Annotated in this window: 17 protein-coding genes and 1 tRNA gene; 7 read left to right on the top strand and 11 right to left on the bottom strand. The window is 66.1% G+C overall.

The window, feature by feature from the left end:
* The first annotated feature begins 130 nt into the window (after positions 1-130).
* Positions 131-772: a hypothetical protein gene (locus tag FR728_RS19315; protein ID WP_188318841.1), complete on the top strand. Its 642-nt coding sequence runs from the start codon at positions 131-133 to the stop codon at positions 770-772.
* A gap of 203 nt (positions 773-975) precedes the next feature.
* Here the strand turns inward: FR728_RS19315 and FR728_RS05420 are convergent.
* Positions 976-1,050: transfer RNA gene (locus tag FR728_RS05420), tRNA-Val, on the bottom strand.
* Between the two features lie 670 nt (positions 1,051-1,720).
* Between FR728_RS05420 and FR728_RS05415 the strand changes: the two genes are divergently transcribed.
* A complete protein-coding gene (locus FR728_RS05415; RefSeq protein WP_149891581.1) occupies positions 1,721-2,332 on the top strand; it encodes a PEP-CTERM sorting domain-containing protein in 612 nt (203 codons plus the stop codon).
* Positions 2,333-2,482: 150 nt separating this feature from the next.
* On the opposite strand, the gene gph is transcribed toward FR728_RS05415, so the two are convergent.
* Positions 2,483-3,178, bottom strand: a complete 696-nt coding sequence (gene gph, locus FR728_RS05410) for a phosphoglycolate phosphatase (protein ID WP_149891580.1) — start codon at positions 3,176-3,178, stop codon at positions 2,483-2,485.
* A 239-nt stretch (positions 3,179-3,417) separates the two neighbouring features.
* On the opposite strand from gph, the gene FR728_RS05405 reads away from it, so the two are divergent.
* A complete protein-coding gene (locus tag FR728_RS05405; RefSeq protein ID WP_149891579.1) occupies positions 3,418-5,322 on the top strand; it encodes a tetratricopeptide repeat protein in 1,905 nt (634 codons plus the stop codon).
* Entirely contained in the window at positions 5,319-6,494 is a 1,176-nt protein-coding gene (locus FR728_RS05400; protein ID WP_149891578.1) for a polysaccharide pyruvyl transferase family protein, read from the top strand. Before FR728_RS05405 ends, FR728_RS05400 begins: the two co-directional genes overlap by 4 nt.
* A gap of 20 nt (positions 6,495-6,514) precedes the next feature.
* Here the strand turns inward: FR728_RS05400 and FR728_RS05395 are convergent, their stop codons facing one another.
* From FR728_RS05395 to FR728_RS05370, 6 genes are all read right to left on the bottom strand, one after another.
* On the bottom strand, positions 6,515-7,330 hold the full coding sequence (locus FR728_RS05395; protein ID WP_149891577.1) for an SDR family NAD(P)-dependent oxidoreductase: 816 nt from the start codon (positions 7,328-7,330) through the stop codon (positions 6,515-6,517).
* 4 nt (positions 7,331-7,334) lie between these two features.
* Positions 7,335-8,315 carry an aminotransferase class IV gene (locus tag FR728_RS05390; RefSeq protein WP_149891576.1) on the bottom strand — a complete coding sequence of 327 codons (981 nt, stop codon included), beginning with the start codon at positions 8,313-8,315 and terminating at the stop codon, positions 7,335-7,337.
* 11 nt (positions 8,316-8,326) lie between these two features.
* Positions 8,327-9,067, bottom strand: a complete 741-nt coding sequence (locus FR728_RS05385; protein ID WP_149891575.1) for a cytidylyltransferase domain-containing protein — start codon at positions 9,065-9,067, stop codon at positions 8,327-8,329.
* On the bottom strand, positions 9,064-9,783 hold the full coding sequence (locus FR728_RS05380) for a class I SAM-dependent methyltransferase (RefSeq protein ID WP_149891574.1): 720 nt from the start codon (positions 9,781-9,783) through the stop codon (positions 9,064-9,066). The genes FR728_RS05385 and FR728_RS05380 overlap by 4 nt, the downstream gene beginning before the upstream one ends.
* Before the next feature lie 73 nt (positions 9,784-9,856).
* Complete coding sequence (locus FR728_RS05375) at positions 9,857-10,711, bottom strand: N-acetylneuraminate synthase family protein (RefSeq protein WP_149891573.1); 855 nt, start codon at positions 10,709-10,711, stop codon at positions 9,857-9,859.
* A 255-nt stretch (positions 10,712-10,966) separates the two neighbouring features.
* Positions 10,967-11,779 (bottom strand): ferredoxin--NADP reductase, encoded by an 813-nt coding sequence (locus FR728_RS05370; RefSeq protein ID WP_149891572.1) that lies wholly within the window; start codon positions 11,777-11,779, stop codon positions 10,967-10,969.
* Positions 11,780-12,215: 436 nt separating this feature from the next.
* Here FR728_RS05370 and FR728_RS05365 point away from each other — a divergent pair, with 436 nt between their 5' ends.
* From FR728_RS05365 to FR728_RS05355, 3 genes are all read left to right on the top strand, one after another.
* A complete protein-coding gene (locus FR728_RS05365) occupies positions 12,216-13,517 on the top strand; it encodes a winged helix-turn-helix domain-containing protein (RefSeq protein ID WP_149891571.1) in 1,302 nt (433 codons plus the stop codon).
* Positions 13,518-13,980: 463 nt separating this feature from the next.
* The gene (locus tag FR728_RS05360; protein ID WP_208998665.1) at positions 13,981-21,852 is read left to right on the top strand and encodes a type I polyketide synthase; all 7,872 of its coding nucleotides are present in this window, start codon (positions 13,981-13,983) and stop codon (positions 21,850-21,852) included.
* A 37-nt stretch (positions 21,853-21,889) separates the two neighbouring features.
* A complete protein-coding gene (locus FR728_RS05355) occupies positions 21,890-23,302 on the top strand; it encodes an aminotransferase class I/II-fold pyridoxal phosphate-dependent enzyme (protein ID WP_149891570.1) in 1,413 nt (470 codons plus the stop codon).
* Positions 23,303-23,330: 28 nt separating this feature from the next.
* On the opposite strand, the gene FR728_RS05350 is transcribed toward FR728_RS05355, so the two are convergent.
* From FR728_RS05350 to FR728_RS05340, 3 genes are all read right to left on the bottom strand, one after another.
* Positions 23,331-24,137 carry an SDR family NAD(P)-dependent oxidoreductase gene (locus FR728_RS05350; RefSeq protein ID WP_208998664.1) on the bottom strand — a complete coding sequence of 269 codons (807 nt, stop codon included), beginning with the start codon at positions 24,135-24,137 and terminating at the stop codon, positions 23,331-23,333.
* A gap of 34 nt (positions 24,138-24,171) precedes the next feature.
* Positions 24,172-25,359 carry a capsule biosynthesis protein gene (locus tag FR728_RS05345; protein WP_208998663.1) on the bottom strand — a complete coding sequence of 396 codons (1,188 nt, stop codon included), beginning with the start codon at positions 25,357-25,359 and terminating at the stop codon, positions 24,172-24,174.
* A gap of 133 nt (positions 25,360-25,492) precedes the next feature.
* Entirely contained in the window at positions 25,493-26,839 is a 1,347-nt protein-coding gene (locus FR728_RS05340; RefSeq protein WP_149891567.1) for a capsule biosynthesis protein, read from the bottom strand.
* Positions 26,840-26,861 lie beyond the last annotated feature (22 nt).

Genomic DNA, 26,861 nt, shown 5'->3' with positions numbered 1-26,861 from the left:
TTTTAATTTTTCCGCCCAGGAACTCCATTTGTCATTTGAGGGGAACCGTCTTCGGTGATAGGCGTTGAGGATAAATTCAGAAATAATTTACTGTTATCCCCGCGAGGGGAGCCATTTTGAGGTCCTGCAGATGACCACCCGTTTCCCGCTGCGCCTTGTTCTTTGCGCAAGTGTCACCGTCCTCGTCGGCCTGGCCGGCCTGAGCGCACTCGGCTCCCGTACAGCCGAAGCCGCAACCTTCGATTTCGAAGTGAAGAACGATCCGGCCGACTGGCCCTGGATCGGCCGCAGCACCCGTCCGGTGACGCTGACCAGCGTGCGCCATGGCCTCACCTATTTCCCGACCGAACAGACCGGTGACGAAGGCTCCATCGGCCGCTCGACCTTCGAGCAGAGCAATGGCTTCGCCAGCGGCAGCCGGTCAGGCTCCGGCGGCAGCCGTGGCGGGTCCGGCGCCCGGATCGGTGGCGGCGGCCTGTCGGCTGGTGGCGGTGGCGGCGCAGGTGGTGGCGGCTCCGCCGGCGGTGGCGGTTCGGCTGGTGGCGGCGGTGGCGGCGGCCAGGGTTCGCCGATCGCGACCGCCCTTATCCTGCCACCGGAAGGCGACGGCTCCACGCCCGATGGCGAAACGGGCGGAAATGGCGGCCCGTCGACCCAGGTCATTCCGGTAACGCCGCCGACGACCGTCCCGGTTCCCGCAGCCCTTCCGCTAGCGGCCGGCGGCCTGGCGCTCCTTGGCCTCCTCGGTCTGCGTCGTCGCCGCGCGGCGTGAGCATCGGCTACAGGCCTCGCACAGCTTCCAGATCATTCAAGAGGCCCCCGGCATCCGGGGGCCTTTTCGTTTTCAGGGACAGTTCATTCCCGGCAAGCCCGCACGCAAAGCACCAGGGTGTACCGATGAAAAGACAAATCGCCCGTCGGACACAAATCGCCTGACAGGTTGAAATGTTTTGGGAATTTTTAGAATAGGGGGAATGGTGGGCGATACTGGGATTGAACCAGTGACCTTTCCGGTGTGAACGGAACGCTCTCCCGCTGAGCTAATCGCCCGCGCCTCTCGGCTGGTGAGGGGGTATCTAAATGATCATCTCCACCGGCGCAAGAGCCTTTTTCGCCCCTGTGGAAATTGCCCCCACCCTATTGGGGAGAGCCGCAAGGGGGCCGGTCATCATGACCCTGAAGGACGGCAACCGCGCGCTCTTGTCAGACAACGGACCGGCCAGGGGCTCAGAAAGGTCAACGTCTTGCCTCAGCCGATTGGATCCCCAAGAAACATTGCATGCGTCTCCAGACATCGAACAATTTGATTCGGCAAATTCCCCGGACAGTGACCAGACTAATCAGTATTATTTACTTTAAACCCTGTGAAGACCTGCACCGAACACCAACCACGGAGGAACCGGCCATGGCACCCGTCGCTCGACACCTTCCCGACAACACGCACATTCTTAATTCACATTGAACAATCTCTCCGTTTCTCTGGAGCCGATCTCTCATTGACACATTCTTAACGCGAAGTTAAGGTCAAGCTGCTTGGGATGATCTCGTATTTTAGTAAATAGTCTCAAGAAATATTTGTGCATCTCTTGACGAGACCATGAGAGAAATTCTTTCACCCTCATGGCTCATTCAGAGATTCAACATGTTGTTTGAGTAGCGGCCGATGACATCAGTCACTCGCCGTTTAAAATTTATTACCCTATTCTTGAGGTATTTCATCATGAACCTGAAAACGCTCGTCGCCGCGTCTGCGGTGATGCTTTCGCTTGGAGCCGGATCGGCGTCGGCTGCAACCTTCACCTATGACTATACCGGCGGCGCAACGAACGCTTCGGGCCCCAGCCTGGGTTGCGCTGCTGGTGGCCTGTTGAATGTCGGCTGCTCGGTGACGTTTAACAGCGACGGTCTGGGTGTGTACGGCGCACCGGACACCCAGCCGGATCAGATCGACGGCAATCCGATTCTCAGCAGCGAAACCCTGAGGTTTGATTTCGGTTTCGACAGAAGCTGGGATTCCATCCTTTTCGGACGCTGGGATAGCAACGACGACCTGACCGTGACCTGGGACGGCGGCTCCGCAACCTGGGGCCCTGGCGTCGCAGCGCTCCTCGATCTGGGCGGGATCGTTTCGAGCTTCCTCGAAATCACGGCCACCGGGACCTTCTTCGCTGATGGGATCATCTTCGGCAACGACAGCTTCACGGCAGCACAGATCAACGTGTCGTCCGTCCCGGTGCCGGCGGCTCTGCCGCTCATGGCCGGTGGCCTCGGCCTCCTGGGCTTGGTCGGCCGTCGCCGCAAGCGGTCTGCAAGCACCGAGGTTGCCGCCTGATCGCGGCAGCACTCCGGTCTTTCCGAATCACGACGAAAAACGGCCCTCGCGGGCCGTTTTTCACATCGATCAAACGATCGGCCTGCCAGGGAAAGGCTGCCTGATGCGCCGGCAAATGCCCTTTCGCGGTAATGGGCAGCGCGGCGCGGCTCAGACGCTCAGCTCATCCAGCGCGGCCTCAAGGTCATCGAAATGGGAAATCACCCGGTCGGGACCAAGGTCGCGCACGGGCACCGGCGTGTAGCCGAAATCCACCGCGACAACCGGTATGCCGGCGGCGCGGGCCGCGTCGATGTCGGTCACGCTGTCGCCCACCATCACCGAACCGGTGACCATGCCGCCGGCCCGCTCGATGGCACCGAGAACCGGCCGGGCGTCGGGCTTGGGGCGCTCGAACGTATCACCGCCCACCACCGCATCGAAATGCCAGGTCAGGTCGAGAGCCGCCAGCAGAGGCAAGGTCAGGCGCTCCACCTTGTTGGTGCAGACCGCCAGGCGGAAGCCCCTGTCGCGCAGCCTCGCCAGACAGTCGACCACACCAGAGAACGGCCGGGTGTGATCGGCAATGTGGGCCTCGTAATAGGTGAGGAAATGGGCGTAGAGAGGCGCAAGGCTGTCCTCGGTCCAGGCGACGCCATTGGCCTCCAGCCCGCGCTGGAGCAGCACCTTCGCCCCATGCCCGACCATGGTGCGCACGCTTTCGGGCGCAATCGCCTCGTGCCCGGCCGCCTCCAGCACCACGTTGAGGGTGACGACCAGATCATCCATCGACGAGACAAGGGTCCCGTCCAGATCGAAGACGATGACCGGGGGCGTGGCGGCGGAACGAAGCGGCGTGGAGGACATGAGGCTCTCTCGGGTCGGAATGGGTCGGGGTGGGAAGGGCTGCGGCGTCCCGTCTGCTTATCAAACGGCGGGAAGGACCTGCAACCTTGCTGATCGGGCCCAACGGGCCCAGCGCAAGACGCCCTAACGGAAATATGGAGGCAAACGTAGCGGCAGCTTGATATCCTGAGGGCAAGAATCACGCCCGTCGCCGGACACACCCGACGCCTGGCATACCCGTCGCGCACACCGGAGACCCCATGGCCGCCAAGCAAGCGCTCCGCGCCCCCGCCCAGCCGACCCTCGTCCAGCGCCTGCAGAAGGCGCTCGCGCTTCAGAAGGCCGGAGAGGTGGAACAGGCCAAGCGGATCTATCAGGCCGTTCTGAAGAAGACACCGCAATCGGCCGATGCCAATCATCTGCTCGGGGTCTGCTACCGGCAGCTGGGCGACCCGGACAAGGCGCTCGACTATATCCAGCGCGCCATTGCCATCGCGCCGGACCGGGCGCCGTTTTACGCCAATCTGGCGCGCACCCTGTCCGACATGCCCCATATGGACCCGCAGAGCGTCATGGCGGCGGCCGACAAGGCGCTCTCGCTCGATCCCCTGCTGGTGGAGGCGCTCAATCTCAAGGGCATCGCGCTTTCGCACATGGAGCGGAAGACGGAAGCGGAGCAGATCTTCCGGCAGCTGATCGCCGCCCATCCCGGCTTCGTCGATGCCTATCGCAACTATGGTGTGCTGCTGCGCGACAACAAGGACCACGACAAGGCAGTGGTCTTCTTCGACAAGGCGGCCCAGCTCGATCCGGGCAACCCGGAGAATTTTGTCCAGCGATCCCGCTCGCGGCTGGAGATCGAGGATTACGACCGCGCCCGCGTCGAGCTGCAGGACGCCCTGCGTCGCTTCCCGACCAATGCGGACCTGCTCCACGAAGTGGCACGGCTCATGTTCAAGACCGGCGAGACGGCCCAGGGCCTGCCCTTTGCCCGCAAGGCGGCGGAGCTGGATCCCAACAACCTGCACAAGCATGTGACCCTGGGCGTGACCCTGCACGGGGTGGGCGAATTCGAGGAGGCCATCGAGGCCTTCCTGACGGCGATCCGGCTCAGCCCCACGCCCCTGCCGACGGCGGAATGGAACCTGTCGCTGGCCTATCTTGCGGCAGGCCGACTGAAGGAAGGCTACGCGCTGCACCACCGGCGCTTCGACGACAAGGCTTCGGCCTGCCTGCGCCGCATCTTCAAGACGCCCGCCTGGCAGGGCGAGGACATTTCCGGCAAGCGGCTCCTGGTGTGGACCGACCAGGGCATGGGGGATGCGATCCGCAACGTCTCCATGCTGCGCGAGGTTCAGGCGGTCGCCGGCGAAATCATCCTCGAGCCGCCGCTGAAGATGAAGGAGATCCTGCGCCGGAACTTCCCGGACATTCCGATCCGCACCCAGAGCTTCAACCGGCTGACGCTGGAGACGGACGACGAGGATTTCGACGTGCAGGTCAGCCTCTCCGATCTGGCGGTGTTCTTCCGCAAGTCCATAGAGGATTTCGCCCGCGCGCCGCAACCGACCCTGCAGCCGGACATGACCCGGGCAGCCAGCTACATCACCCGCTTTTCCGAGCGGGAACGGCTGCCGGTGGTGGGGCTTGCCTGGCGCTCGGGGGAACTCGCGGCCGCGCGCGCCCGCTGGTACATGAGCATCCTGGAAACCGCGCCCATCCTGCGCACGGAAGGGGCGATCTTCGTCAATCTCCAGTACAGCGCCATCGAGCGGGAGATCCGCTTCGTGCGCGAGGGGCTCGGCATCGATTTTCACGCCTTCGACGATATCGACCTGCGCGACGACATCGAGGGCGCCGCCGCGCTCACCGCCTGCTGCGACCTGGTCATCTCGTCCAATACGAGCGTGGCGGATCTGGCGGGGGCACTCGGCACGCCCTGCTGGCGCTTCGGGCCGCCCAACGGCATCACGCTGCTCGGGCAGCAGAACCCGCCCTGGCACCCGTCGGTCACCTATTACCGCATTCCGGCCGACAAGCCGTCGGAGTGGATCGCCGGCCCCCTGTCGGAAGACCTGCGCGCCTGGGTCGACCGGTTCGCGCCTGAGGACAGGCCCGAGCGGCTGCGCCAGATTGCCGAAATGGGAGCCGGGATCTCCTCATGACCCTGCGCGTCCTGCATCTGGCGTCCTTCATCGGCAACATCGGCGACAATGCCATGCATGACGGGGCCTATCGCACCCGGGCCGAGGACATGACCCTGCCCCTCTCCTATTCCCGCATGGAGATCCGGGAGTACATCCACTGGAAGACCCGGCACTTCGACGACACCTTCCTGGACGAGGCGAACCGGCACGATCTGGTGATCCTGGGGGGCGACAGCCTGTTCCAGACCTGGCGGGAGGACACGGCAAGCGGCACCTATATCGAGGCGGCGGCGGATTATCTGGACGGTATCAGGCGACCGCTCTGCCTCTACGGGCTGGGCGTCGATGCGACCCGTGGCGTCAGTCCGCTGGCCATGGAGCGGTGCCGGAGCTTCCTCGACAGCCTGTTTTCCCGGCCGGACCGGGTCGTCTCCCTGCGCGACGACGGCAGCATCGACATCCTGCGCCGGCATCTGGGCGAGGCCTATACGGACCGGATCGCCGTGATCCCGGACGGCGGGCTCTTCGCCCGGCCGCGCAGCCACGAGCAGCCGGCCATCCCCGCCGACTGCCGCCGCTTCATGGTGGTCAATCTGGCCGGAGACATGGGCGACCTGCGCTTCGGCTCTCCCACCGCCTCCTCCTCCAGCGGAGGCGACGAGGGGCCAAGCGCCTTCTGCGCGCGAATGGGCAGTTTCCTCTCGGAGTTGCTGCGGGAGGATCCGGATCTCGGCTGTGTCTTCGTGCCCCATATCCACTGGGATCTGGCGGTGATTGCCGAGACGCTTGCCGCCATGGAAGACCGGCAGCGGCGGACCCGGGTGAGTGTCGCGCCCTATCTGCAGGGTGAGGCCTGGTCGGCCGGGTTCGATCTCTATCGCCGGGCAGATCTGGTCATCGCCATGCGCTTCCACGGCAATCTGGTGCCGCTGGGTCTGGAGGTGCCGACGCTCGGCATCGACACCCATCACAAGGTGGGCGGGCTCTATGCGGCGCTCGGGCTTGAGGACCAGTGTGTCAGCCTGTCAGATCCGCAGGCCTTCGACCGGCTGGGCGAGCTGGCGCGGACCGCGCTCGGCTCGGGACGCAGCGCATTTGTCTCCCGTCAGGACAAGGCGGTGGCGGTGAAGCGTCAGGCCCTGCTGCAATTCCACCAGATGCTGGATCTGTGGTTGCCGCCCTTCACCTGAGCCCCGCTTCTGGCGCTTCGTTACAACCCTCTGGCCAGCCAGCCGCCATCGACAGGCAGGTCGATGCCGGTGACATAGCGGGCGGCGTCGGAGGCCAGAAACAGGCAGGGGCCGACGAGATCCTCCGACATGCCCCAGCGGTCCAGCATCATGTGCGACAGTCTCTCGGCATGTTTTTGCGGATCGCGGAAACTCGCGTCGGTCATGGCGGTGTGGATGTAGCCGGGGCAGAGATTGTTCACCCGCACGCCCTGCTTGCCGAAGTCCCGCGCCAGGGCCAGGGTGAGCTGGCGCAGGGCCGCCTTGGATGCCTGATAGGATGGATTGCCGGGAAAGCCCCGCACCGCTCCCAGACTGGTGACATTGATGATCGAGCCACTGCCCTGCCCCGCCATGATCCGCGCCGCGCCCCGCGCCAGACGCCAGGCCGCCTCCAGATTGACGGCCAGCGTCCGGTCCCAGACCGCTTCGGCGTCGGGACTGTCCGCATAAGGATCGTCGCAGGCCAGGCTGACGCCCGCATTGTTGACCAGAACATCCAGCCGCCCGAAGCTGTCCAGGGTCGCCTCCAGAACGCCCGAAGCGGACCTGCCCTCGACCAGATCGACCGTGAGATCGAGGGGGGGACCGGCGACTGGGGCCTGCTCTTCCACAGGAGGCAGAGGTGGCAGGTCGATCCGGTCCACCCGCACCACATGGGCGCCCGCTGCTGCAAATCCGGCGGCGATGGCCGCGCCATTGCCACGGGCCGCGCCGGTGACGATCACGACCCGGCCGGTGACGTCAAAAAGGGCGGATGTTGTGGAGGGGCCCTCCGGTGCCGACGCGCCCGCCATCGGCTCAGCGTCCCTTGCCGAAGGCATAGGTGGTGGGCGCATCGGCAAGGGCGCCCTGACGGTTCCAGCCCTTGATCTGGCTGGCAATGTCGATGCCGACCGTCTCGCCCCAGGCCTTCAGCAGGGCCTGCGTCACGGGACCGGGCGCGCCCGTGCCCACCGGCTGCCCCTCGAAGCGGGTCATCGGCAGCAGACAGAAGGGCGTTGCGGTGAAGAAGGCCTCTTCGGCAACCCGCAGGTCATAGGGTTCCAGCTCGCACTCGCGCACGCTCAGGCCCAGCGCAGGGGCCAGCTCGTCGATCACATAGTCCCGGCTGATGCCGCGCAGCACGTCGCGTCCCGGCGGCGTCAGGAGTTCGCCCTTGCGCAAGAGGAACAGATTGGCGCCGGTGCCTTCCGACAGGCAGCCGCGCTCGTCGAGCAGAACCGCCCAGTTGTTGGACCCGGACATGCGGGCCGCCTGAATGTTGGCGACCATGTAATGCATTCGGCTGCGGTTCTTGATCTTGGGATCGAGATAGGCGGCCGGAATGGCACGCTGGCTGGGGACGACGCCGCTCACGCCGGTGTCGAAGAGATCGCCCATGCCGGCGACGGTCCAGCGCAGCGGGTAGTCGGAGATGATCAGGTTCTGGCCGATCGGCAGGTCGACCTCGTCCCGATAGATGCCGAGGAGGCCGCGGGTGACGGTGATCATCAGCCGGTGCTCGTCGTCCTCGCGGAATCCGGGCGCATTGGCGGCGATGGTGGCCAGACAGGCGGCCTCCATCTCGTCGACCGAGGGAACCTGCGCGTACTCCAGGATCTTCAGGCCGGTGCGCAGGCGCTCCAGATGCTCGCGCAGCTTGAACTGGCGACCGGCGAAGGAGCGGGTCATCTCGAAGACCGCATCGCCGAACATCATGGCGCAGTCATAGATCGACACCCGCGCTTCAGTTTCCGGGATGAATTCCCCGTTCCAGTAGACCACCCGATCCTGCGTCATGTGCGCCCCGTTCACCCCTGCTTGAGCTTCGTCTTCTTCGGTGTCTTGCGTCCGTCCCACCAGGCGATCACGTCGGAGATCCCGAAACTCGCATTGTGGGGATAGAGATCCTCGTAGAGCTGGGTGATCTGCTCGAACTGATCTCGCGTGTTGACGTCGAGGATGATGTCCGGGCGCCGCAGCTCTGCCGGGCAGGCCGGCGAGCCGATGCGATAGCGCTCCGGATGATCATAGAAACAGGTGTGCGGATGCTCCCGGTGGCGCGGGCTGAAGAAGGTCTCCGCCGCCTCCAGCAACACGCTGCCGCGATAGACCTCGCAGCCGATGCCATCGGGAAAGCCGGTGGCCAGAACATCCGGATAGCTGGTCGTCAGATCCTCGCCGCTGCGCAAGTGACAGTCGATGGTCAGATCGATGACCCAGGGCTCGGGGCACGGATTGTCGGCGGGAATGCGCACCACCGTTTCCAGATCCCAGCGGCGCACGGCTTCCGCATAGCGCGAGAGCACATCGTCCTCGGAGCCCCGGAACAGCTCCACGCCGGTGGTCCGGGCCACATCCACGAGCGGATCGTCGCTCGCCAGATCCGGGATCGCCAGAATGAAGACATCCGGCCGGGTGGCGCGCATGGCACGCTCGATCACCCGCTGGACCAGCGGCTTGCCCATGAGCGGCATGAGCGACTTGCCGGGAAGGCGCAGGGAATTCATGCGGGCCTGAAAGACGCAGCCGATACGGGCCGAGGCGGTCATGACCAGATCTCCCCTGAACGGATGGCGCCATAGGCATGGCAGAGGGGCACGGAGCCGTGCTTCGCGTCCCGCTCCTCGCACCAGTAGGAAATGTCCATGACCTGCGAGAGATGGCGCTTCAGATCCTCGGCCGAGCCCAGAACCTCCTGCCCGACCCAGGTGGCACTCGGCGGGAAGGACAGGGTCACCAGCATGTGCGCGCCCTCGCCGCCCAGGCTCGCCATGCGGCGCAGGGCGAGATCCAGATCATGCACCACGTACCAGAGCACGCCACGGCAGACCACAAGATCAAAGCGGTCCTCCGGCGCCCTCCAGTCGGCGGCGAGCAGATCCATCTGGCGGAAGCTGCAATCGGGGAAAAGCTCGGCGGCACGGGCAATGGCCGTGGGCGAGACATCGGTGCCGGTGACCTGCGCAGGCCCGTCGCCGCCCGTTCCGGGAAGCTCGCGCTTCAGGCGTCCAGTGAAGTAGCCAAGCCCGCAGCCGACATCGCAGATCCGGCGGTGGCGTCCACGCTTCAGGATCGCGATATCGATGTCGGAAATGATGTCGAAGGAATTGGCGTCCTGATGCCAAGGGATCTCGGCGCTGTGGCGATACATCCCCTCGAAGTCACCGACAAGCCGACCCTCCTTGAAGACGTAATCGTGATAGTCTCTGGAGATCTCCGCTGCCGACACGTTTTCCTCTTCCGCAAGGTCCGCCAAGGTCGTCACAGGCAATGCGCCTGCAGGTGCGACTCGGCCTATTTGCCCTGAACCGTCACGTTACACTGCGCCTTGCAGGTTTTCATAGAGTTACCTTGCGTCGCAGCTTTTCAGCGATCGGCTTTTCCTCATCCAGGAAGCGGATCACCCCGTCGCCCAGGCAGGTCTGCAGGCGGCGGATGCCGTCGACCATTTCGGCAACTTCCGCCATTTCCAGAGAGGCCTTCTGGTCCGACCCCCAGTCCGCCCGGCTGAGGGTGACGTGGCGCTCCACGGAGAGCGCACCCAGCGCAACTGCGGCAAGGCTCGGCAGATAGTCGGTCTCGTGGCCGGAATAGCCGATGGGCAGATGCGGGAAGCGCGCCTTGAGGGTCGTAATGCCCAGAAGGTTCAGATCCTCGTCGCGGCAGGGATAGGTAGAGGTGCAGTGATAGAGGCAGGCGATTGTCGCCCCCGCCCCTTCCAGCGCAGCCACGGCCTTCTCGATGAGCGGCATGTCCGCCATGCCCGTCGAGACCAGCAAGGGGCGACCGGTTGCGGCGCAATGGGCCAGGAAGTCCCGGTCGGTCAGCATGGCCGAGGCAACCTTGAGATAGGGCGTGTCGTACCCCATCAGGAAGTCGACGGAGGCCTCGTCCCAGGGGGAGGCGAACCACTCCACCTCCAGCTCCCGGCACAGGGCATCGATCTCGTCATAGGCCTCGGCACCGAACTCGAGACCGCGCTTGAGGTCGCCATTGGTGGGGCCGAAGACATTCTCGCGCGGGCGGGCCATCTCCTCGGCGGAATAGACCACGTCGAGGGTCCGCTTCTGGAATTTCACCGCATCGCATCCGGCAGCGGCCGCCGCGCGGATCATGGTCAGGGCCTTGCCCAGATCTCCATTGTGATTGATGCCGATTTCAGCGACGACATAACAACTTCCCGCAGTGATCATTCTTGCCCGACCTTCTCCGAGGGTCCTCCCGGAACGAAAAGGTGCAGGCGGATCATGAACTTCCCCTGCGCGCACTTCGTCACCCTTCAGAAAAGAAGTGCCATTCCCCTAAGGCCTTGTCCAGACAATCGGACCCTTGACCGTGATCTATGCTCGCAAAAACCCATCATTCCCCCGATGATTGTCTTTCGGCCATGAAAAAGGCCGCCCGAAGGCGGCCTGATCCTGGTTCGATCTCTGCGTCAGAAGAGAGAATCAGCCGACGAAGGCGCGCTCCACGACGAACTCGGCGGGCTTGTTGTTCGCCCCCTCGTTCAGGCCAGCCTTCTCGAGCAGGGCCTTGGTGTCGCGCAGCATGTCCATGGAGCCGCAGATCATGCCACGGTCGATGGCCGGATCGAGCGGCGGCACGCCGAGCTCTTCAAACAGGCGGCCGTTCTCGATCAGATCGGTGATGCGGCCCTTGACCGGATAGTCCTCGCGGGTCACGGACGTGAAGTGCTTCAGCTTGCCGGCTGCCAGTTCACCGATCAGCGGATCGTTCTTCGTCTCATTGACGAGATCGATGCCATACTGAAGCTCGGCCACCTCGCGGCAGGTGTGGGTGAGGATCACCTCGTCGAACTTTTCGTAGGTTTCCGGATCGCGGATCAGGCTGGCGAAGGGCGCAATGCCGGTGCCGGTGGAGAACATGTAGACGCGCTTGCCGGGGACCAGCGCATCATTCACCAGAGTGCCGGTGGGCTTCTTCTTCATCAGCACCGCATCGCCGGGCTGCACCTTCTGCAGGTGCTGGGTCAGCGGACCATCCGGCACCTTAATGGAGAAGAACTCGAGCTCTTCATCCCACGAGGGGCTGGCAATGGAATAGGCGCGGTAGAGGGGCTTGCCGTCAATCATCAGGCCGATCATCACGAACTCGCCGGAGCGGAAGCGGAAGCTTGCCGGGCGGGTCATGCGGAATCGGAACAGGCGGTCGGTGTAATGCTGCACCGAGGTCACTTCCTGCACGAAAGCCCCGGCCGGGGCATTGGCTTCCAGATCGGCAGCCTTGGATAGAACGTTCATCGGTCCTCGTCTTCCGTTCTCACACGTGGGAACACTCAATTCTGGGATGACTGTTTAGCATCTGGGCGGCCTGCTGTTGAGCAATGAGGCTCCTGCGCAGACCCGCTCCACGGGAATATTCCACCGGTCCCTGCCCGGTTTGACAAAGTTTATTCGCACGACGCTACGGCACCCAGCCGGGGTCGGTCCGGGGTGGCGCATGCGTCCTGCGGTCGCATGACGCGAGAATACTCTCATTGAACGGTCTTGTGTATGCAGCCAGGCCCGACAAAGACACCCATCTGTCCACCTTCATCCGGCGTACAGGTCTGCGTGGGAGGCAAAGCTCTCCCTATCGCACCCTCATCAGGCTTTCCGGGGGCGCTACTCTGACCTAAGGTGACAGTCGACGCCTGCCGCCCCTCCACCGTCCCACATCCCTTCCGCCGAGCCCGTGATGTCCGCTCCTTCCGATGATTTCGCCCCCGCCGGCTCGGATACCGCAAGTGCCGCACGGCTTTCCAATGATGTGGTGCGGCGCCTGTTCCTGGAGCGCAACGGCCTCAGCCGGGAGGGATTCGGACGGGAAGCTGCGGAGCGCGGCGGAGAAGCTGGTTCCGACACGCCCATCACGCGTCTGGATACGCTGGTGCAGGGGCTTGGACTGGTGCAGATCGACAGCATCAACACGGTGGCGCGGGCCCATCACATGATCCTGCGGCCGCGTCTTGGCCCCTACCGGGAGCCTCATCTCACGCGCCTGCACGATCGGGAGCGCAAGGTCTTCGAGCACTGGACCCATGATGCCTCGTTCATCCCGATGTCCTTCTTTCCCTACTGGAGCTGGAAGTTCCGGCGGGATGGGGAGCGTCTGCGCAGCCGTTGGAAACGCTGGCAGGAGCACGAGTTCGAACACAAGCTGGAAGAGGTTCTGGACCACATCGCCCGGCATGGGCCCGCCTCCTCCGGCGACGTCGGGTCGGACGAGCCGCGCACCAAGGGTGGCTGGTGGGACTGGCATCCCTCCAAGACCGCGCTGGAATATCTCTGGCGCACCGGCGCCCTGAGCGTCACCCGCCGGGACGGGTTCAAGAAGGTCTATGACCTGACCGAAAACGTCATTCCGCCAGAGCTGCGCAAGGCCGAGCCCAGCCTTGCCGAGACGGTGAACTTTGCCTGCAATGCAGCCCTTGACCGGCTGGGATTCGCTACACCCCGGGAGCTGTCGGCCTTTTTCGAGCTGATCACCCCGCAGGAAGCGGACACCTGGTGTGCGGCAGAGCTGGCCCGCGGCGCTCTCGTGCGGGTGGAGCTGGAGGGGACGGACGGCCGGCCTCGCCCGTCCCTGATGCGCCCGCAGACCCTGGAGAGCCTCGCCGACCTGGCGCCGCCTCCCGGCGGTATCCGCATCCTGTCGCCCTTCGACCCGGCCTTGCGCGACCGCAAGAGGGCGCTGGCCATCTTCGACTTCGATTACCGGATCGAGATCTATGTGCCGGAAGCCCAGCGCCGCTATGGCTACTATGTCTTCCCGGTGCTGGAAGGCGAGCGGATGGTGGGTCGAATCGACATGAAGGCCCACAGGGACGCGGACAGCCTGCGTGTCACCGCCTTCTGGCCGGAGCCCGGGCTCCGCATGGGCGCCGGACGCCTGCGCGCCCTGGAGGCCGACCTGTCGCGCATGGCCCGCTTCTGCGGCGTCAACCAGATCGCCTATGCCGACGGCTGGCTGCGGGAGCCGATGCCCCGGACCCCGTGATCCACGGGTTTTTGATCGCAGATTCTGGCGCCCACCAGCCTGCGTTTCCGGTTTGACGCGTGCGAGGGACTACACGCCACGGCAGCACTGTTCCCCTTGCACCTGCCGCCCGGGTTGCAGCCGCGCGCAAGCTCTTGGCAAGACGAACAGGTTTTCGGGAATGATCCCGTCGCGCCCTGATCCTGCGTGCATCGCGAAATAGCCGTAGATCACCGCTGTCCGCTGAGTTAAGATTTTTGCCAACACAAGACCGCGCATGACCGGCCCCATGTATACGCAAGAAAATACGCGCCCGGTGCATGCCTTGCTGTTTTGCCAATGACAGCAGCCCTGTGCATGGAACACCCGGAAGGACCCTGGCCATGATGCCCCAGACGACCGCTACGCTCCTCAGCCCTCACGTGCTGCCGTCGCGGGCGCGCCGTGCGCTCCTTCTTTCCTGAGTTCGGTCAGAGGACGATCCGTGGCTTCCCTGAGTTCAGACATCCGCATTCTCGGTTACGCAAGCCGCCTTCCCGGCGCCCCGTCGACGGACGACTTCTGGACGCTGCTGAAGTCCGGCACCTGCGCGGTAAGGACCGCTGATCCGGATCGCTGGCCCCAGGCCCGCTTCCATCATCCGGACAAGGCCATGGCCGGACGGACCTACACCTGGGCGGCGGGGCAGATCGACGATGTCTGGGGTTTCGATCCTGCCTTCTTCGGCATTTCGCCGCGCGAGGCGCTGCAGATGGATCCGCAGCAGCGGCTTCTGCTGCAGCTGGTGTGGGAGGCACTGGAGCAGGCCAACATCCGCCCCAGCGATCTGGCCGGCAGCCAGACGGGCGTTTATGTGGGCGCGTCGTCGCTCGACTATCACCATCGCTTCGTGATGGACCCGGCCACCTCCGACATGCAGTTCATGACCGGCAACACCCTGTCGATCGTCTCGAACCGCCTCTCCTACATCTATGACCTGCGCGGCCCGAGCTTCACGGTGGACACCGCCTGCTCGTCGTCGCTCGTGGCCCTGAACGAGGCTGTCAGCGCGCTGGAAAGCGGGCGGATCGACACCGCCATCGTGGCCGGTGTCAGCCTGCTTCTCAGCCCCTTCCCCTTCATCGGCTTTGCCCGGGCGACCATGCTGTCGCCGACGGGCCTGTGCCAGGCATTCGACGCCAAGGGCGACGGTTACGTGCGCTCGGAAGGCGCAGTCGTGCTGGTGCTCCAGTCCGAACGGGCCGCCCGGCTTCCCGGCACCACCGTTCATGCCCGGATCAAGGCCTGCGGCCTCAACGCGGACGGGCGCACCGTCGGCATGTCGCTGCCCTCGGCAGAGGCGCAAGGGGCCCTGCTTTCGGAAATCTACGGCGGCGATCTGGGTCTCGACCCGAATGACCTCGCCTTCGTGGAAGCGCATGGCACCGGCACCCGGGTGGGCGATCCGGCCGAAGCCCATGCGCTTGGCACGCAGGTCAGCCAGAAGCGCAATGACCCGCTTCTCATCGGTTCGGTCAAGACCAACGTGGGACACCTCGAGCCGGCGTCCGGCCTCGTCGGTATGCTAAAGTCCGTGCTGGCCCTGAAGAACGATCTTCTTCCGGCATCGCTTCACTTCACCGACCCGAACCCGGACATTGCCTTCGACGAGCTGAACCTGAAGGTCGCGGCCGAAGCCCAGCCTCTGGAGCGCAAGGCCAAGCCCCGTCTGGCGGGCATCAACTCCTTCGGCTTCGGCGGCACCAACGCCCACGCGGTCATCTGCGATGGCGATGCGCCGGAACCTCGCTCCACCAGCACCCCCGCGCCCCAGCCGGACGCCGTGCTTCCGCCGCTGGTCCTCTCGGCAAAGTCGAAGGATGCGCTGGCCGAGCTCGCCGCAACCTATCGCTCCCGGCTTACAGCCGCGCCGGAAGAGGCCGGCGACCTGCTCCGCTCCGCCGCCTTCCACCGGGATCTCCTGTCGGAACGTCTGGTGGTTGTCGGCGGCATGCTTGAGGAGACGCTGGACGCCCTGGACGCTCAGGCGCGTGGCGAGACCTCGCCCCGTGCGATCTCCGGCAGTGCGGCACGCAGCCGCGTTTCCGTCGGCTTCATCTATTCGGGCAATGGGGCCCAGTGGGCCGGCATGGGTCAGGAGGCCTACCGGCTCGACGCCGGGTTCCAGCGCAGCTTCGAGAAGGTCGACCGGATCTTCATGGGCATCGGCGGCTGGTCGCTGCTGACCACCCTTTTCAGCGAGGATCTCGAGGCGGAGATCGAGCGCACAGAGATTGCCCAGCCGCTTCTGTTTGCCATTCAGGTGGCCATTACCGAGGGCCTGCGCGAGCGCGGCATCGAGCCGGAAGCCGTTGCGGGCCATTCGGTCGGTGAAGTCGCTGCCGCCTGGGCCAGCGGCGCGCTCTCCCTGGAACAGGCCGTGAAGGTGATCCATGCCCGCTCCACCGAACAGGAGGTGGTGCGCGATCTCGGCTCCATGGCTGCCCTGCTTCTGTCGGAGGAGGCTGCCCGCGAGGCCCTGAAGGCCAGCGGCCTGCCGCGGCTGGAGCTTGCCGCCGTCAACAGCCCGCGCAGCGTCACGATCTCGGGCGATGCGGACAGTCTCGACGCCTTTGCCCGGTTTGCGCGCAAGAACAAGTGGGCCCTGCGCCGGCTCAATCTGGCCTATCCCTTCCACAGCGCTCTGGTCGACCCGATCCGCGAGCCGCTGATGGCCGCACTGGCCGAGGTGACCCCGGCGGAGCCGGTCCGCCGCTTCTTCTCCAGCGTGACGCCTGACGAGGAGACGCCGCGTCTGGATGCGGATTACTGGTGGCGCAACGTGCGCCAGCCCGTGCTCTTTGCCGAAGCCGTCAGGCGCATGGGCGACAGCGGCATCGGTGTCTGCGTGGAAATCGGCCCCAAGCCGGTGCTGGGCACCTATGTGAACGACGTGCTGCGCAGCCACGACCTGCGCGCGGCCGTGCTCGGCTCTCTCGACCAGCCCGCCCGCAAGACCAGCGAGACGGCTGCGCCAGAGGCCGCGCCGTCCACCGGGTCGCCGCTTGACCGTGTGGCTGCAGCCATACTCGCCTCAGGCGGGACGACCGATCTCGACCGTCTGGTGGGCGCCCGCCCGACCCGGACGGCGGACTTGCCGCTCTATCCCTGGCAAAACACGCCCTTCATCGTGGAGCCTTCCGAGGAACAGGTCTCCCTGATCCAGGGGCAGGACCTGCCGCTTCTGGGCTATCGCCTGCGGCCCGACACGCCGGAATGGTTCAACACGCTCGATACGGGCTCCCATCCCTGGCTTGCCGATCACAAGGTGGAAGAGACCACCGTTCTGCCGGCGGCGGGCTTTGCCGAAATGGCGCTGCGGGCCGCACTCGACTGGAGCGGCGCCGATGCCATCGAGCTGCGGGACTTCGACATCCTGCGTCCGCTCGTGCTGGAAGACGGCGAGAGCTTCGAGACGATGGTGCGGATCTCGCCCGATGACCGGGTGGTGGAGATCTTCTCCCGTCCCCGCCTGAAGGACGGCGACTTCGCACTGCATGCCCGGGGGCACTATGTTTCGGTGGCCCGTAGCAATCGCGATCCGAAGCTGAAGGATGAGGCGGACGCGGCCGGGGGAACCACGCTCGACAGCGCCGCGCTCTACGAGATCACCCGGCGCTTCGGCCTCAACTACGGCCCGGCCTTCCAGCGCGCGACCTCGGTCACGGCGACCTCGCAGAGAGCGGCAACCCTGGCGCTTGCCGCCCCCAATGAGACTCTCGGCCGACTGGATTTCGTCCTCTGCCCGAGCCTTCTCGACAGCGGCTTCCACGGGCTCTTCGCCCTGCTCGATCAGGTACCGGACCTGCCGCGCAAGACCAGCTTCCTGCCGATCCGCATCGGCGCCCTGCGGCTTCTCGCAACCGGTCGCGTTCCGGCGCAGGTCCGCATCCGGGTCACCCGCGCCTCGCCGCGCTCGCTCGAGGCGGAGTTCGAACTCCTCGATGAGGCCGGTCAGGTGGTCGCCCGGCTGGAACGCACCCGCTTCCGGGCCGTGACCCTTGGCAAGGCGGAGCGCGCTGATGATCTCGTCTACCGGACGACGCCGCTGCTGCTGGCGGACGCCAACCGTGACGGCGTCCTGTCCCTTCCCGGTGGCACTCTGACCGCCTTCGGGGCGGCGGAAGGCTTTGCCACCGGCACCCCGCCCGAACTGAGCGACGCGACCCTGCTGACCGAGGCACTGGGACGCAGCGTGGCCCATGAGAGCCTGCTGACCCTTGTGGGCACGCGCGCCTTCTCCGTCGAGGCGCTGGTGGCCGAAGGAACCCTGCACGAAAGCGCCCGCGCCCTCACCCTGAGCCTGCTCGGCTGGCTCGAGGAAAGCGGGCAGGCGACATGTGACGAAAGCGGCATTGCATCCGAGGCGTTGTGGACCCTCTCCGACCCGGACGAAGGACCGGATCCGGCTTCTCTTCTGACCGCGCTCTACCGGGAGGCGGGCGATCGCATCGCCACCGCTTCGCTGCTCGCCCGTCTGCAGGAGGATCTGCCGAGGCTTCTGCGCGAAGGCCTGCCCCCGTCTGCCGGTGCCTATTTCGCACCGTCTCTTCTCAATGCCCATCTCCACGCGGCCGGCCCTGTTCTGGCCGCCGAGAAGGGGTTGCAACGTGCCGCCCTCGCGCTTCTTGCCGCCGCGCCGCAGGACCGCCCCTTGCGGATCCTGCTTGTGGGAGCGCAGGCGCGCGGTCTGGCTCAGGCCCTCGACAAGGCCCTGAGCCCCGCGACCCAGTCCGTCGTCGTCACTGACCCGAACGAGGGGGATCTGCAGCGGGCCGAGCGCCTTTGGACAGGATCGAGCCGCACCCGGCACTCGAGCCTTGCCGACCTTCCGGAGGGAGCGGAACGGTTCGATCTGGTGCTGGCCGCCGTCCGGCCCGAAGCGTTCGACCCGACCCATCTGACCAGCCTGCGCAAGCTGTCGGTCCCCGGTGCCCTGTGGCTGGCGGTGGAGGTTCTGCCCTCGCCGCTCGACGCCCTGATCGAGGGCATCGGCGCTGATCACTGGGCAGGCGACGCCGCCTCGGACGGAGAGACCGCCACGGCCCCGACATCCGGCGAAGGCTGGGCGCAGGTGCTGGAGAGGCTCGGACTTCACGAAGTGGAGACCCTGCCGCTCGACACCGGCGACGGCGAGATCGACATTTCCGCAGGCCGGCTCGCGATTGCAAGTCACGCGGCGGAAACCGGGGACCAATCACACGATCTGGCCGAAGATCAGGCACAAGATCAGGCCGAGCCTCAGTCTCAGGACGCGCCAGGGGACGACATCCCGCTCACGATCCTCTGCGAGCCGCTGGGATCGGGACGCGTCCTCGGCGATGCGCTCAAGACAGCCCTTGCAGCGAAGGGGCTGATGCCCCGGCTGGTGGCGCTGGCGCCGACAACCGAGCCGGCGCCGGAAGATATGTCTTCCAGCGTCGCGGATGCCTCGGACGCAGGTGAGCCTGCGCCGCTGCGCTTCATCGATCTGGACGCTCCGGCTGCGACTGCGGTCCCGCTGGCACTTGCCGATCTTGGCAAGGCTCCGATGGTGTTCCTCTCCGGAGGCACGGCTGCCGACGCGGATCCTCTGATCGAGACCACCGACCGGCTCTGGGCGCTGACCCGGCTGCTGCACGGGCTTGGTCATGATCCGGCCCACCTCATTCTGGTGGCACCGGGTGCCCAGCGGGGCCTGATCGGCGAGGACACCTCCGCGCCCGAACAGGCGGCCCTGTGGGGCTATGCGCGCGTTGCCGCCAACGAGTTCCCCGATCTCGCCCTCACCCTCATCGATGCGGATGTGGCAGCAGATGTAGTGCTGGAAGCCGGTGACGCTGCAGCAGTCGACCGGCTGGCTGCCGAGATCCTGCGGCACTTGCCCGTCTTGCCCACCTTGCCCGGCAGCGCGTCCGTCGCTCCTGCCCTGTGCGAGGAGCGGGAGATCATTCTGGACGGCGACCGGCGCTTCGGACTGCGCATCGAGCAGGGTGGCGTTCTGGAAGACACGCCGCTGCCCGAAGGCAGTGCCGCAGCACTTCGCCTCGACGTGCGCCAGCAAGGATCCCTTGACCAGCTTGCCTGGACGCGGGTCGCACGCGCCGAGCTCTCCGACACGGATGTGGAAATCGAGGTTCTGGCCAGCGGCCTGAACTTCCGCGATGTGATGTGGGCTCTCGGCCTGCTGCCGGAAGAGGCCCTGGAAGACGGCTTTGCCGGCCCGACCCTCGGCATGGAATGTTCCGGCCGGGTGGTGCGCACAGGCAGCAGGGTCACCCGCTTCAGCCCCGGCGACAAGGTGATCACCTTTGCGCCGGCCTGCTTTGCCTCCCACGTCTGCGTGGACGAGAGCGGCTGCGCGCCCATGCCCTCGACCGTGACCGCCGAACAGGCGGCCACCATCCCGGTCACCTTCCTCACCGCCTATTATGCGCTGGTGCGCCTGGCGGCCCTCGACGAGGGCGAGACCGTGCTGATCCACGGGGGTGCGGGTGGTGTCGGCCTTGCGGCCCTGCAGATTGCCCGCAACCGGGGTGCGCGGATCATTGCCACCGCCGGTTCGCCGGAAAAGCGCGCCTTCCTGCGCCTGCTGGGCGCCGATGTGGTGCTCGACAGCCGTTCGCTCGCCTTTGTCGACGAGGTGCTGGAGGAAACCGGCGGAGAAGGGGTGGACGTGGTCCTCAACTCCCTCTTCGGCGAGGCGATGGAGCGCAGCATCGAGGTGCTGAAGCCCTTCGGCCGCTTCCTGGAGCTGGGCAAGCGCGACTATTACGGCAACACGCGGATCGGCCTCAGGCCCTTCCGCCAGAACCTGACCTATTTCGGCATCGATGCCGACCAGCTGCTGACCCGGCAGCCGAGGCTTGCGAAGCAGCTCTTCCAGGAGCTGGTGGACCTGTTCGAGGCGGGCGTGCTGACGCCCCTGCCCTATCGCCTGTTCGAGGCCGATCAGGCCGTCGAGGCCTTCCGGCTCATGCAGCAGGCGGGCCACGTGGGCAAGATCGTGCTGCAGCCGCCAGTCTTGCCAGCAGTCCTGCCAGACGTGACGAGCCCGGATGCGGCAGACCCAACCGCTCGGGCACAGGCCGCCCTGACCCTCGATCCGGAGGCGACCTATCTGGTGGCCGGCGGCTTCGGCGGCTTCGGGGTCGAGTTGCAGAAGCGCCTGGCAAGGCTCGGCGCCCGGCATCTCGCCGTGCTGTCCCGCAGCGGGGCGGAAGGTGACGCGGCCCGTGCCGTCATCTCGGATCTGGGCGCGGCCGGTGTCACCGTGCGCGGCTTCGCCTGCGATCTTGGCCGCGAAGACGACGTGGCGAGCGCCCTCACGCAGATCCGCGCCGAGATGCCGCCCCTGCGCGGGGTGTTCCACACGGCGATGGTTCTGGACGACCGGCTGATCGCCAATCTGACGCGGGACAGTCTGGAAAGGGTTCTGGCGCCGAAGATGTCCGGGGCGCGGGCGCTCGACCGGCTGACCCGTCAGGACAGGCTCGACCACTTCGTGCTCTATTCCTCCGCCACCACTCTGGTCGGCAATCCGGGTCAGGCCAATTATGTGGCGGCGAATGCCTATCTGGAGGCGCTGGCGCGGGCGCGGCGCGTCGAGGGACTTCCCGGTCTCGCGGTTGCCTGGGGGGCGATCTCGGATGCGGGCTATCTCGCCCGCAACACGGACGTGGGCGATCTTCTCGCCCGCAAGCTCGGCAAGCATGCGCTCGGGGCGGAAGAGGCCCTCGACGGCCTTGTCGCCCTGCTGAGCCTGCCCGGACAGGACCCGTCCCTTGCCGCTCTTGGCTATGCGCGGATCGACTGGGCGGCTGCCGCCCGGGATCTCGCCCTGCTCAAGACCCCGCTCTTCGGTCTGATGGGGCTCAGCAACGCAGACGACGGTCAGGGCGTGGAAGGGGCGATCGACCTTGCCGAGATGCTGAAGGGCATGGGCAAGGTGGAAGCCACCCAGACGGTTTCCCGCCTGCTGGCCGCCGAGATCGCCAAGATCCTGCGCATCTCCGGCGAGGAGATCGATCCGCACAAGCCCTTGTCGGACATCGGCATGGACAGTCTGATGGCGCTGGAGCTGCGCATGAGTGCGGAGCGGCAGATGGGCATCGACATTCCGCTCATGTCCCTGGCCAACGGGGCGACGCTCAACGATCTCTCCGGCCGCATTGCCGCCCGGGTGCTCGGCGACACTCCCGAGGCACCGGGCCTGTCGGGGGACACGGAGCATCTGGCGACGGCCCACATGGATACGGCAGGCGAGGATCTGGAGGCCTATTCGGATGTCGCCCGCCATGTGGCGGACAAGACCCAGAAGATGGGCTCCTTCCTCTGAAGGCCCCTGCACAGGTTTATGGAAGAAAGGTCCGCTGATGGACACACGCGACAAGGATCAGCTGATCAGCGCCCTACGCAGCGGCCGCAGGTCGGCCCGCGACAAGCGCAGCACGCCGGCAACCGAACAGGCAGCAGGAGCGGTGCTGGCCGAGGGCACGGAGAGCGCGGCGCCTGCCGGCAAGCCGCGCGCCTTCGACTTCCGCCGCCTGCCGAAGATCAAGCAGCTGCAGATGCAGCGGGCCGCCGCCGACATGATGGGCATCGCCAATCCCTTCTTCCGCCCGCATGAGGGCGTGGCGAGCGGCGAGACCCTGATCGACGGGGAGCGGCACGACAATTTCGCCTCCTACAACTATCTCGGGCTCAACGGGCACCCCGCCGTGAACGCGGCCGTCGCCAAGGCGGTCGAGACCTATGGCACCAGCGCGTCGGCCAGTCGCATCGTCGCCGGCGAGCGTCCGCTCCACGGCGAGCTGGAGACCGCCCTTGCCCGGCTGCACGGGGTGGAGGCCGCGGTGGTGATGGTCTCGGGCCATGCCACCAATGTGTCGACCATCGGCCACCTGATGGGACCGGGCGATCTGATCGTGACCGACAGTCTCGTGCATAATTCCATCGCCGAGGGCGCACGCCTGTCGGGCGCCACGCGCCTCAATTTCCCCCATGACGATCTGGCGGCCCTGGAGCGGCTGCTGGAGGAAAAGCGGCACCGGTTCGAGAACGTGCTCATCGTCGTCGAGGGGCTTTACTCCATGGACGGGGACGTGCCCGACCTGAAGCGGATCGTCCGTCTGAAGCAGTCCTATGACGCCTGGCTGATGGTGGATGAGGCCCATTCCATCGGTGTGCTGGGCCGGACCGGCCGGGGCATTGCCGAGGAACAGGGTGTGGACCCGACCGAGGTGGAGCTCTGGATGGGCACGCTCAGCAAGACCCTGTCCGGCTGCGGCGGCTATATCGCCGGGTCGCGGGTGCTGTGCGACTATCTCAAGGCCACCAATCCGGGCTTCGTCTTTTCCGTCGGCCTGTCGCCGGCGCTCTGCGCGGCGGCCCTGGCCTCGCTTCAGCTGATGGAGCAGGAGCCGGAGCGGGTGGCGCGGCTGCGGGCCAATGGCGCCCTCTTCCTGAAGCTGGCGCGTCAGGCCGGGCTCGACACGGGCCCCAGCATGGGGGCCTCGGTGGTGCCGGTGGTCATCGGCGACAGCATCCACGCGGTGCAGCTTTCAAACCGGCTGCTGGCGCGGCGGATCAACGCCCTGCCGATCATCTTCCCGGCTGTCGCAGAAAAGTCGGCGCGGCTGCGCTTCTTCATCACCAGCGAGCACCTGCCTGAGCAGATCGCCCGGGCTGTCGAGGCCACCGCCGAGGAGCTGGCAGCCCTCAGACAGGACAGCAAGGCCCTCGACCGGCTGGTGCAGGTGTCCCGGGCGCAGATGCAGGCCGAGTGAGGGAACGAGGCAGCTTGGCGGCCCTGTGTCAGCGCGGCTCTTCGTCCCGGTACCGCGGGTCGGGTTCCACCGTCGCGGCGAAGCCTCCCATGAACAGGTCGCCCGCCCAGGGCGGCAGCAGGTTCTGCAGCCGGATGCCCCAGGCCAGCAGGAACGGGAAGGCATAGAAGGCACGCCGGGCGCGGATCGCTCGCCACATTCGCCGCGCCGCGACGTCGGCCGGGATCTCGAAGGGCTTCGCGCCCTTGTGCCTTGCGGACATGGGAGAGGTTACGAAGCCCGGGCAGAGGATCGTGACCGAGACGCCGAAGGGCTTCAGCCACCCGCGCAAGGCATGGCCATAGGCGATCAGCCCGGCCTTGCTGGCACTGTAGGCGGGCATGTCCGGCAGCGGCCGCATTCCGGCGAGCGAGGCGACAAGCGCGATGCGCCCCCGCCTTGCCCGGCGCATGGGCTCGACCAGGGCGGAGACCGTGTGCATGGCCCCGCGCAGGTTCACGTCCAGTTGCCGGTCCTGATCGGCGAGCGCCTCAACACTGCGGTCCGCCCCCAGCCCTGCGGTCACCCCCGCATTGACGATCACCACATCCAGCACGTGGCGCGCCGAAATATCGGACAGGACCTCGGCGAGCCGATCGGTCTCGCGCAGGTCCACCGGATGGATCTCGGTCTCAGCGCCGCGCGCCTTGAGTTCGGCGGCAAGGCGCTCCAGACGCGCGCGGTCGCGGGCCAGAAGGATCAGACACCGGCCGGGACCTGCCACTTCGCGGGCGAGCGCCTCGCCAATTCCCCCGCTGGCCCCGGTCAGGAGGATGGTCTCGGTGGTGGGGCTCATCATCTCATCTCCGGGACAAGGCAAGGGGACGGGGTCACAGGGCCACTCCGAGCGCACGGGCCCGTGCCAGACGCGGCGGCGGCAAGACGCAGGCGCCGGGCTCGTTGACGCTGTCGACCAGAATGCGCGCCGCCATGTTGCGGGCCGCTTCCTCCACCCCTTCCCTGTTGTGAATGGACCCGCGCACCTGAATGGTGGCCGCAATGGCCTTGAGATAGTCGGCCAAAAGCGCCTGATCCGGTGCGACCGGCGCGGTCCAGAAACTGTCCAGCGTGTCGGAGTGCGTGAGACCCGCGATGTCGAAATGAGCGGGAACGAGGGTCTTGACCGGGACCCCCGCCTGCAAGGCTTCCAGCCCTGCGGTGGAGTTCAGGGTCACGACCCCGCGCAGCTTCGGCCAGAGATCGGAAAGCCGCCCGCCATCGAGGAAGACGACCCGTCCCACCAGCCCCCGGCGGCGGGCAAGGTCCTCCACCTTCTGCGGCCAGTTCTCGAAACCGGCATCCAGCGGATGGCTCTTGATGAGGAGCTGGGCCCTTTCCGGCGCATGGGCGGCGAAGGAGGCGAGCACCCGGTCGATCACCTCGGAGAAGCTCTTGTAGGGCGAATGGGCACGAAGCTGGAAATCGCCTTCCAGCTGCAAGGGGAGCAGGTAGAGCGGGGTGCGCCGGGGCCGGAGCTCGGCGATGCGCTCCGCCGCTTCCGCGTCACGGGCCTTCTTGCGCAGAAGTCGCAGGCCGCCGCGCAGATATTCCGGCACCGGATGATAGATCGTGTGGCGCTCGTACCAGGGATGAAGGACCCAGGCGAAGACGTTGAGAAGATTGTAGATGACGTCCGGACCGATCTCCAGCCAGGTCGACTTCTCAAACCCTGCCTCGAGGTCGATGTCTCCGACGTGCGCAGCAATGGCGCGAATGGCCTGCGGATCGTCGGGGAAGCAGCTGAGCGTCGAGACACCATTGCGCTCGAAGGTCATCCAGCCCGAACGCAGCAGCCCCATCTCCGAAACATAGACCCGGATCTCGCGGCTGTAGGCCGCGTCGATGGCGGGGCGATGATAGAGGCGCTGGTCGCCGTGGCAGACCAGGTCCGTCACCCGCCGAGTGCGCATGAACTCGTCGATGAACTCGGGCCAGTCTTCCGGATGCCCCCGGTAGGAGCGCGCGCCTGGGCCCGGCCAGTGAAGACAGTCCCCGGCGCAGAGGTTGATACGGGACACCTTGACTCCCTCGGCCCGCAGATGTGCGCCAATGCGACGATAGAGGGGCGAGAGTGGCCCCTGCAGGAACAGCACGTGTCGATGTTCAGGTGCGGGCAGTGGCGCACGAGAGGTGGCCCCGACCGTCAGGGCCTCATTTGCGCCAGACATAAAACCATCGCTCCGTCTTGCCGCGTCGGCTCATCTGTTCACGGAACGTCAGGGGAATGTCAAGGGCGCGGGCCTTTTCCAGCCGCGGAGGCGTCTCGCACAAGGCACCCGGCAGGTTCACTCGGCCCTCCATGAGGCGGCGCGCCATGTGGTAGGCCGCCGCACGCTGCCCGGCCGGCTGGTAGAAGTCGCCCTTGACCTGGATCGTTGCCGCCAGAAGGCGCTCCAGCGCGTCGAGCAGGGTGAGGTCCGGCGTGCTGCCCCGGGTCCAGAACTCGTCGATGGGGGCCTGACAGGTGAGCCCTGCTATGTCGTAGAGCGCGATGCCCAGCACCTTGGTCGGGCAGCCGACCCGAAGCGAGTGGAGACCGGTGGTCGAATTGATGGTGAGCGCACCCTTTGCATGGCGCAGCAGTTGGTCGAGATTGCCGCCATCGATGATGCGGACGCGCTTGCGCACCCCGTACCGCCGGGCGATCTGCCCGAGGATGCGGCGCCAGGGCTCGATGCCATTGTCGAGCGGGTGCACCTTGAAGACCAGATCCGCATCCACCGGTGCCGCCTTGGCAAAGGACCGCACGACCTCCTCCGCCGCCGTCGCGATATGCTGGAAGGGCGAGTGGAAGCGCAGCTGATAGTCACTCTGGAGCTGCAGCGGGAAGACGTAATAGGGCCGCTTCGACGCGATGAGGTCGTCGATCACCCGATGGGCCTTGCGGTCGCGAAGTCCGGTTCCCGGCAGGCGCACCAGATGGCTGAGATAATCGGCCAGCGGATGATAGCAGCGGTCCCGGTCATAGGCCGGGAAGAGCCAGCGCAACCAGACATTGGCCATGTTGTGGATCACCTCGAAGAGGGATTCCTGAAAGAAGCTATGGCCGTAGGACGCCCGCCGGTCGATGGGCGGCAGGCCGCGGGCGGCCTTGCGGATGACCGCCGGATCCTGCGGGAACAGGGAATGGGTCGACATGCCGTTGCGCTCCAGAGTGAGCCAGTCCGGGCGCAGATAGCCGAATTCATAGGTGTAGCAGGGAATGCCGAGATCACGGGCGACCTCGCTCGCCGCCACATGATAGGGCAGCCGGTCGGCATAATAGATGAGGTCGGTGACGCGGTTTTCGACGAGATAGTCCCGCAGCCAGTCCTGCCAGGCGTCCAGCGTGCCGCGATAGTTGGTTACGCGGGCATCGCGCCAGGCAAGCCAGTCGCCCGTACACAGGTTGGCGCGCAGGGTCCGCGCGCCAAGGAGCTCCAGCTCGTCGGCAAGCACCCGGGCGAACCGCCCGGGGGGACCTTGCAGAAACAGGAATGTTCGCGAAGCAGCTGTCACGCACGCCTTCCCGATGCCCGAT

The sequence above is a fragment of the Roseibium aestuarii genome (genome assembly GCF_008477545.1).
Taxonomy (GTDB): Bacteria; Pseudomonadota; Alphaproteobacteria; order Rhizobiales; family Stappiaceae; genus Roseibium; species Roseibium aestuarii.
Note: the sequence above shows the minus strand (reverse complement) of the source record. Positions and strands in the feature narration are given on the sequence as shown.

Excerpts from the sequence above, each read along its gene's own strand:
- gph (WP_149891580.1), bottom strand. The coding sequence starts at position 3,178 with ATGTCCTCCACGCCGCTTCGTTCCGCCGCCACGCCCCCGGTCATCGTC.
- FR728_RS05405 (WP_149891579.1), top strand. The coding sequence starts at position 3,418 with ATGGCCGCCAAGCAAGCGCTCCGCGCCCCCGCCCAGCCGACCCTCGTC.
- FR728_RS05370 (WP_149891572.1), bottom strand. The coding sequence starts at position 11,779 with ATGAACGTTCTATCCAAGGCTGCCGATCTGGAAGCCAATGCCCCGGCC.
- FR728_RS05365 (WP_149891571.1), top strand. The coding sequence starts at position 12,216 with ATGTCCGCTCCTTCCGATGATTTCGCCCCCGCCGGCTCGGATACCGCA.
- FR728_RS05355 (WP_149891570.1), top strand. The coding sequence starts at position 21,890 with ATGGACACACGCGACAAGGATCAGCTGATCAGCGCCCTACGCAGCGGC.
- FR728_RS05375 (WP_149891573.1), bottom strand. The coding sequence starts at position 10,711 with ATGATCACTGCGGGAAGTTGTTATGTCGTCGCTGAAATCGGCATCAAT.
- FR728_RS05350 (WP_208998664.1), bottom strand. The coding sequence starts at position 24,137 with ATGAGCCCCACCACCGAGACCATCCTCCTGACCGGGGCCAGCGGGGGA.
- FR728_RS05385 (WP_149891575.1), bottom strand. The coding sequence starts at position 9,067 with ATGACCGCCTCGGCCCGTATCGGCTGCGTCTTTCAGGCCCGCATGAAT.
- FR728_RS05390 (WP_149891576.1), bottom strand. The coding sequence starts at position 8,315 with ATGACGCAGGATCGGGTGGTCTACTGGAACGGGGAATTCATCCCGGAA.
- FR728_RS19315 (WP_188318841.1), top strand. The coding sequence starts at position 131 with ATGACCACCCGTTTCCCGCTGCGCCTTGTTCTTTGCGCAAGTGTCACC.
- FR728_RS05400 (WP_149891578.1), top strand. The coding sequence starts at position 5,319 with ATGACCCTGCGCGTCCTGCATCTGGCGTCCTTCATCGGCAACATCGGC.
- FR728_RS05415 (WP_149891581.1), top strand. The coding sequence starts at position 1,721 with ATGAACCTGAAAACGCTCGTCGCCGCGTCTGCGGTGATGCTTTCGCTT.
- FR728_RS05395 (WP_149891577.1), bottom strand. The coding sequence starts at position 7,330 with ATGGCGGGCGCGTCGGCACCGGAGGGCCCCTCCACAACATCCGCCCTT.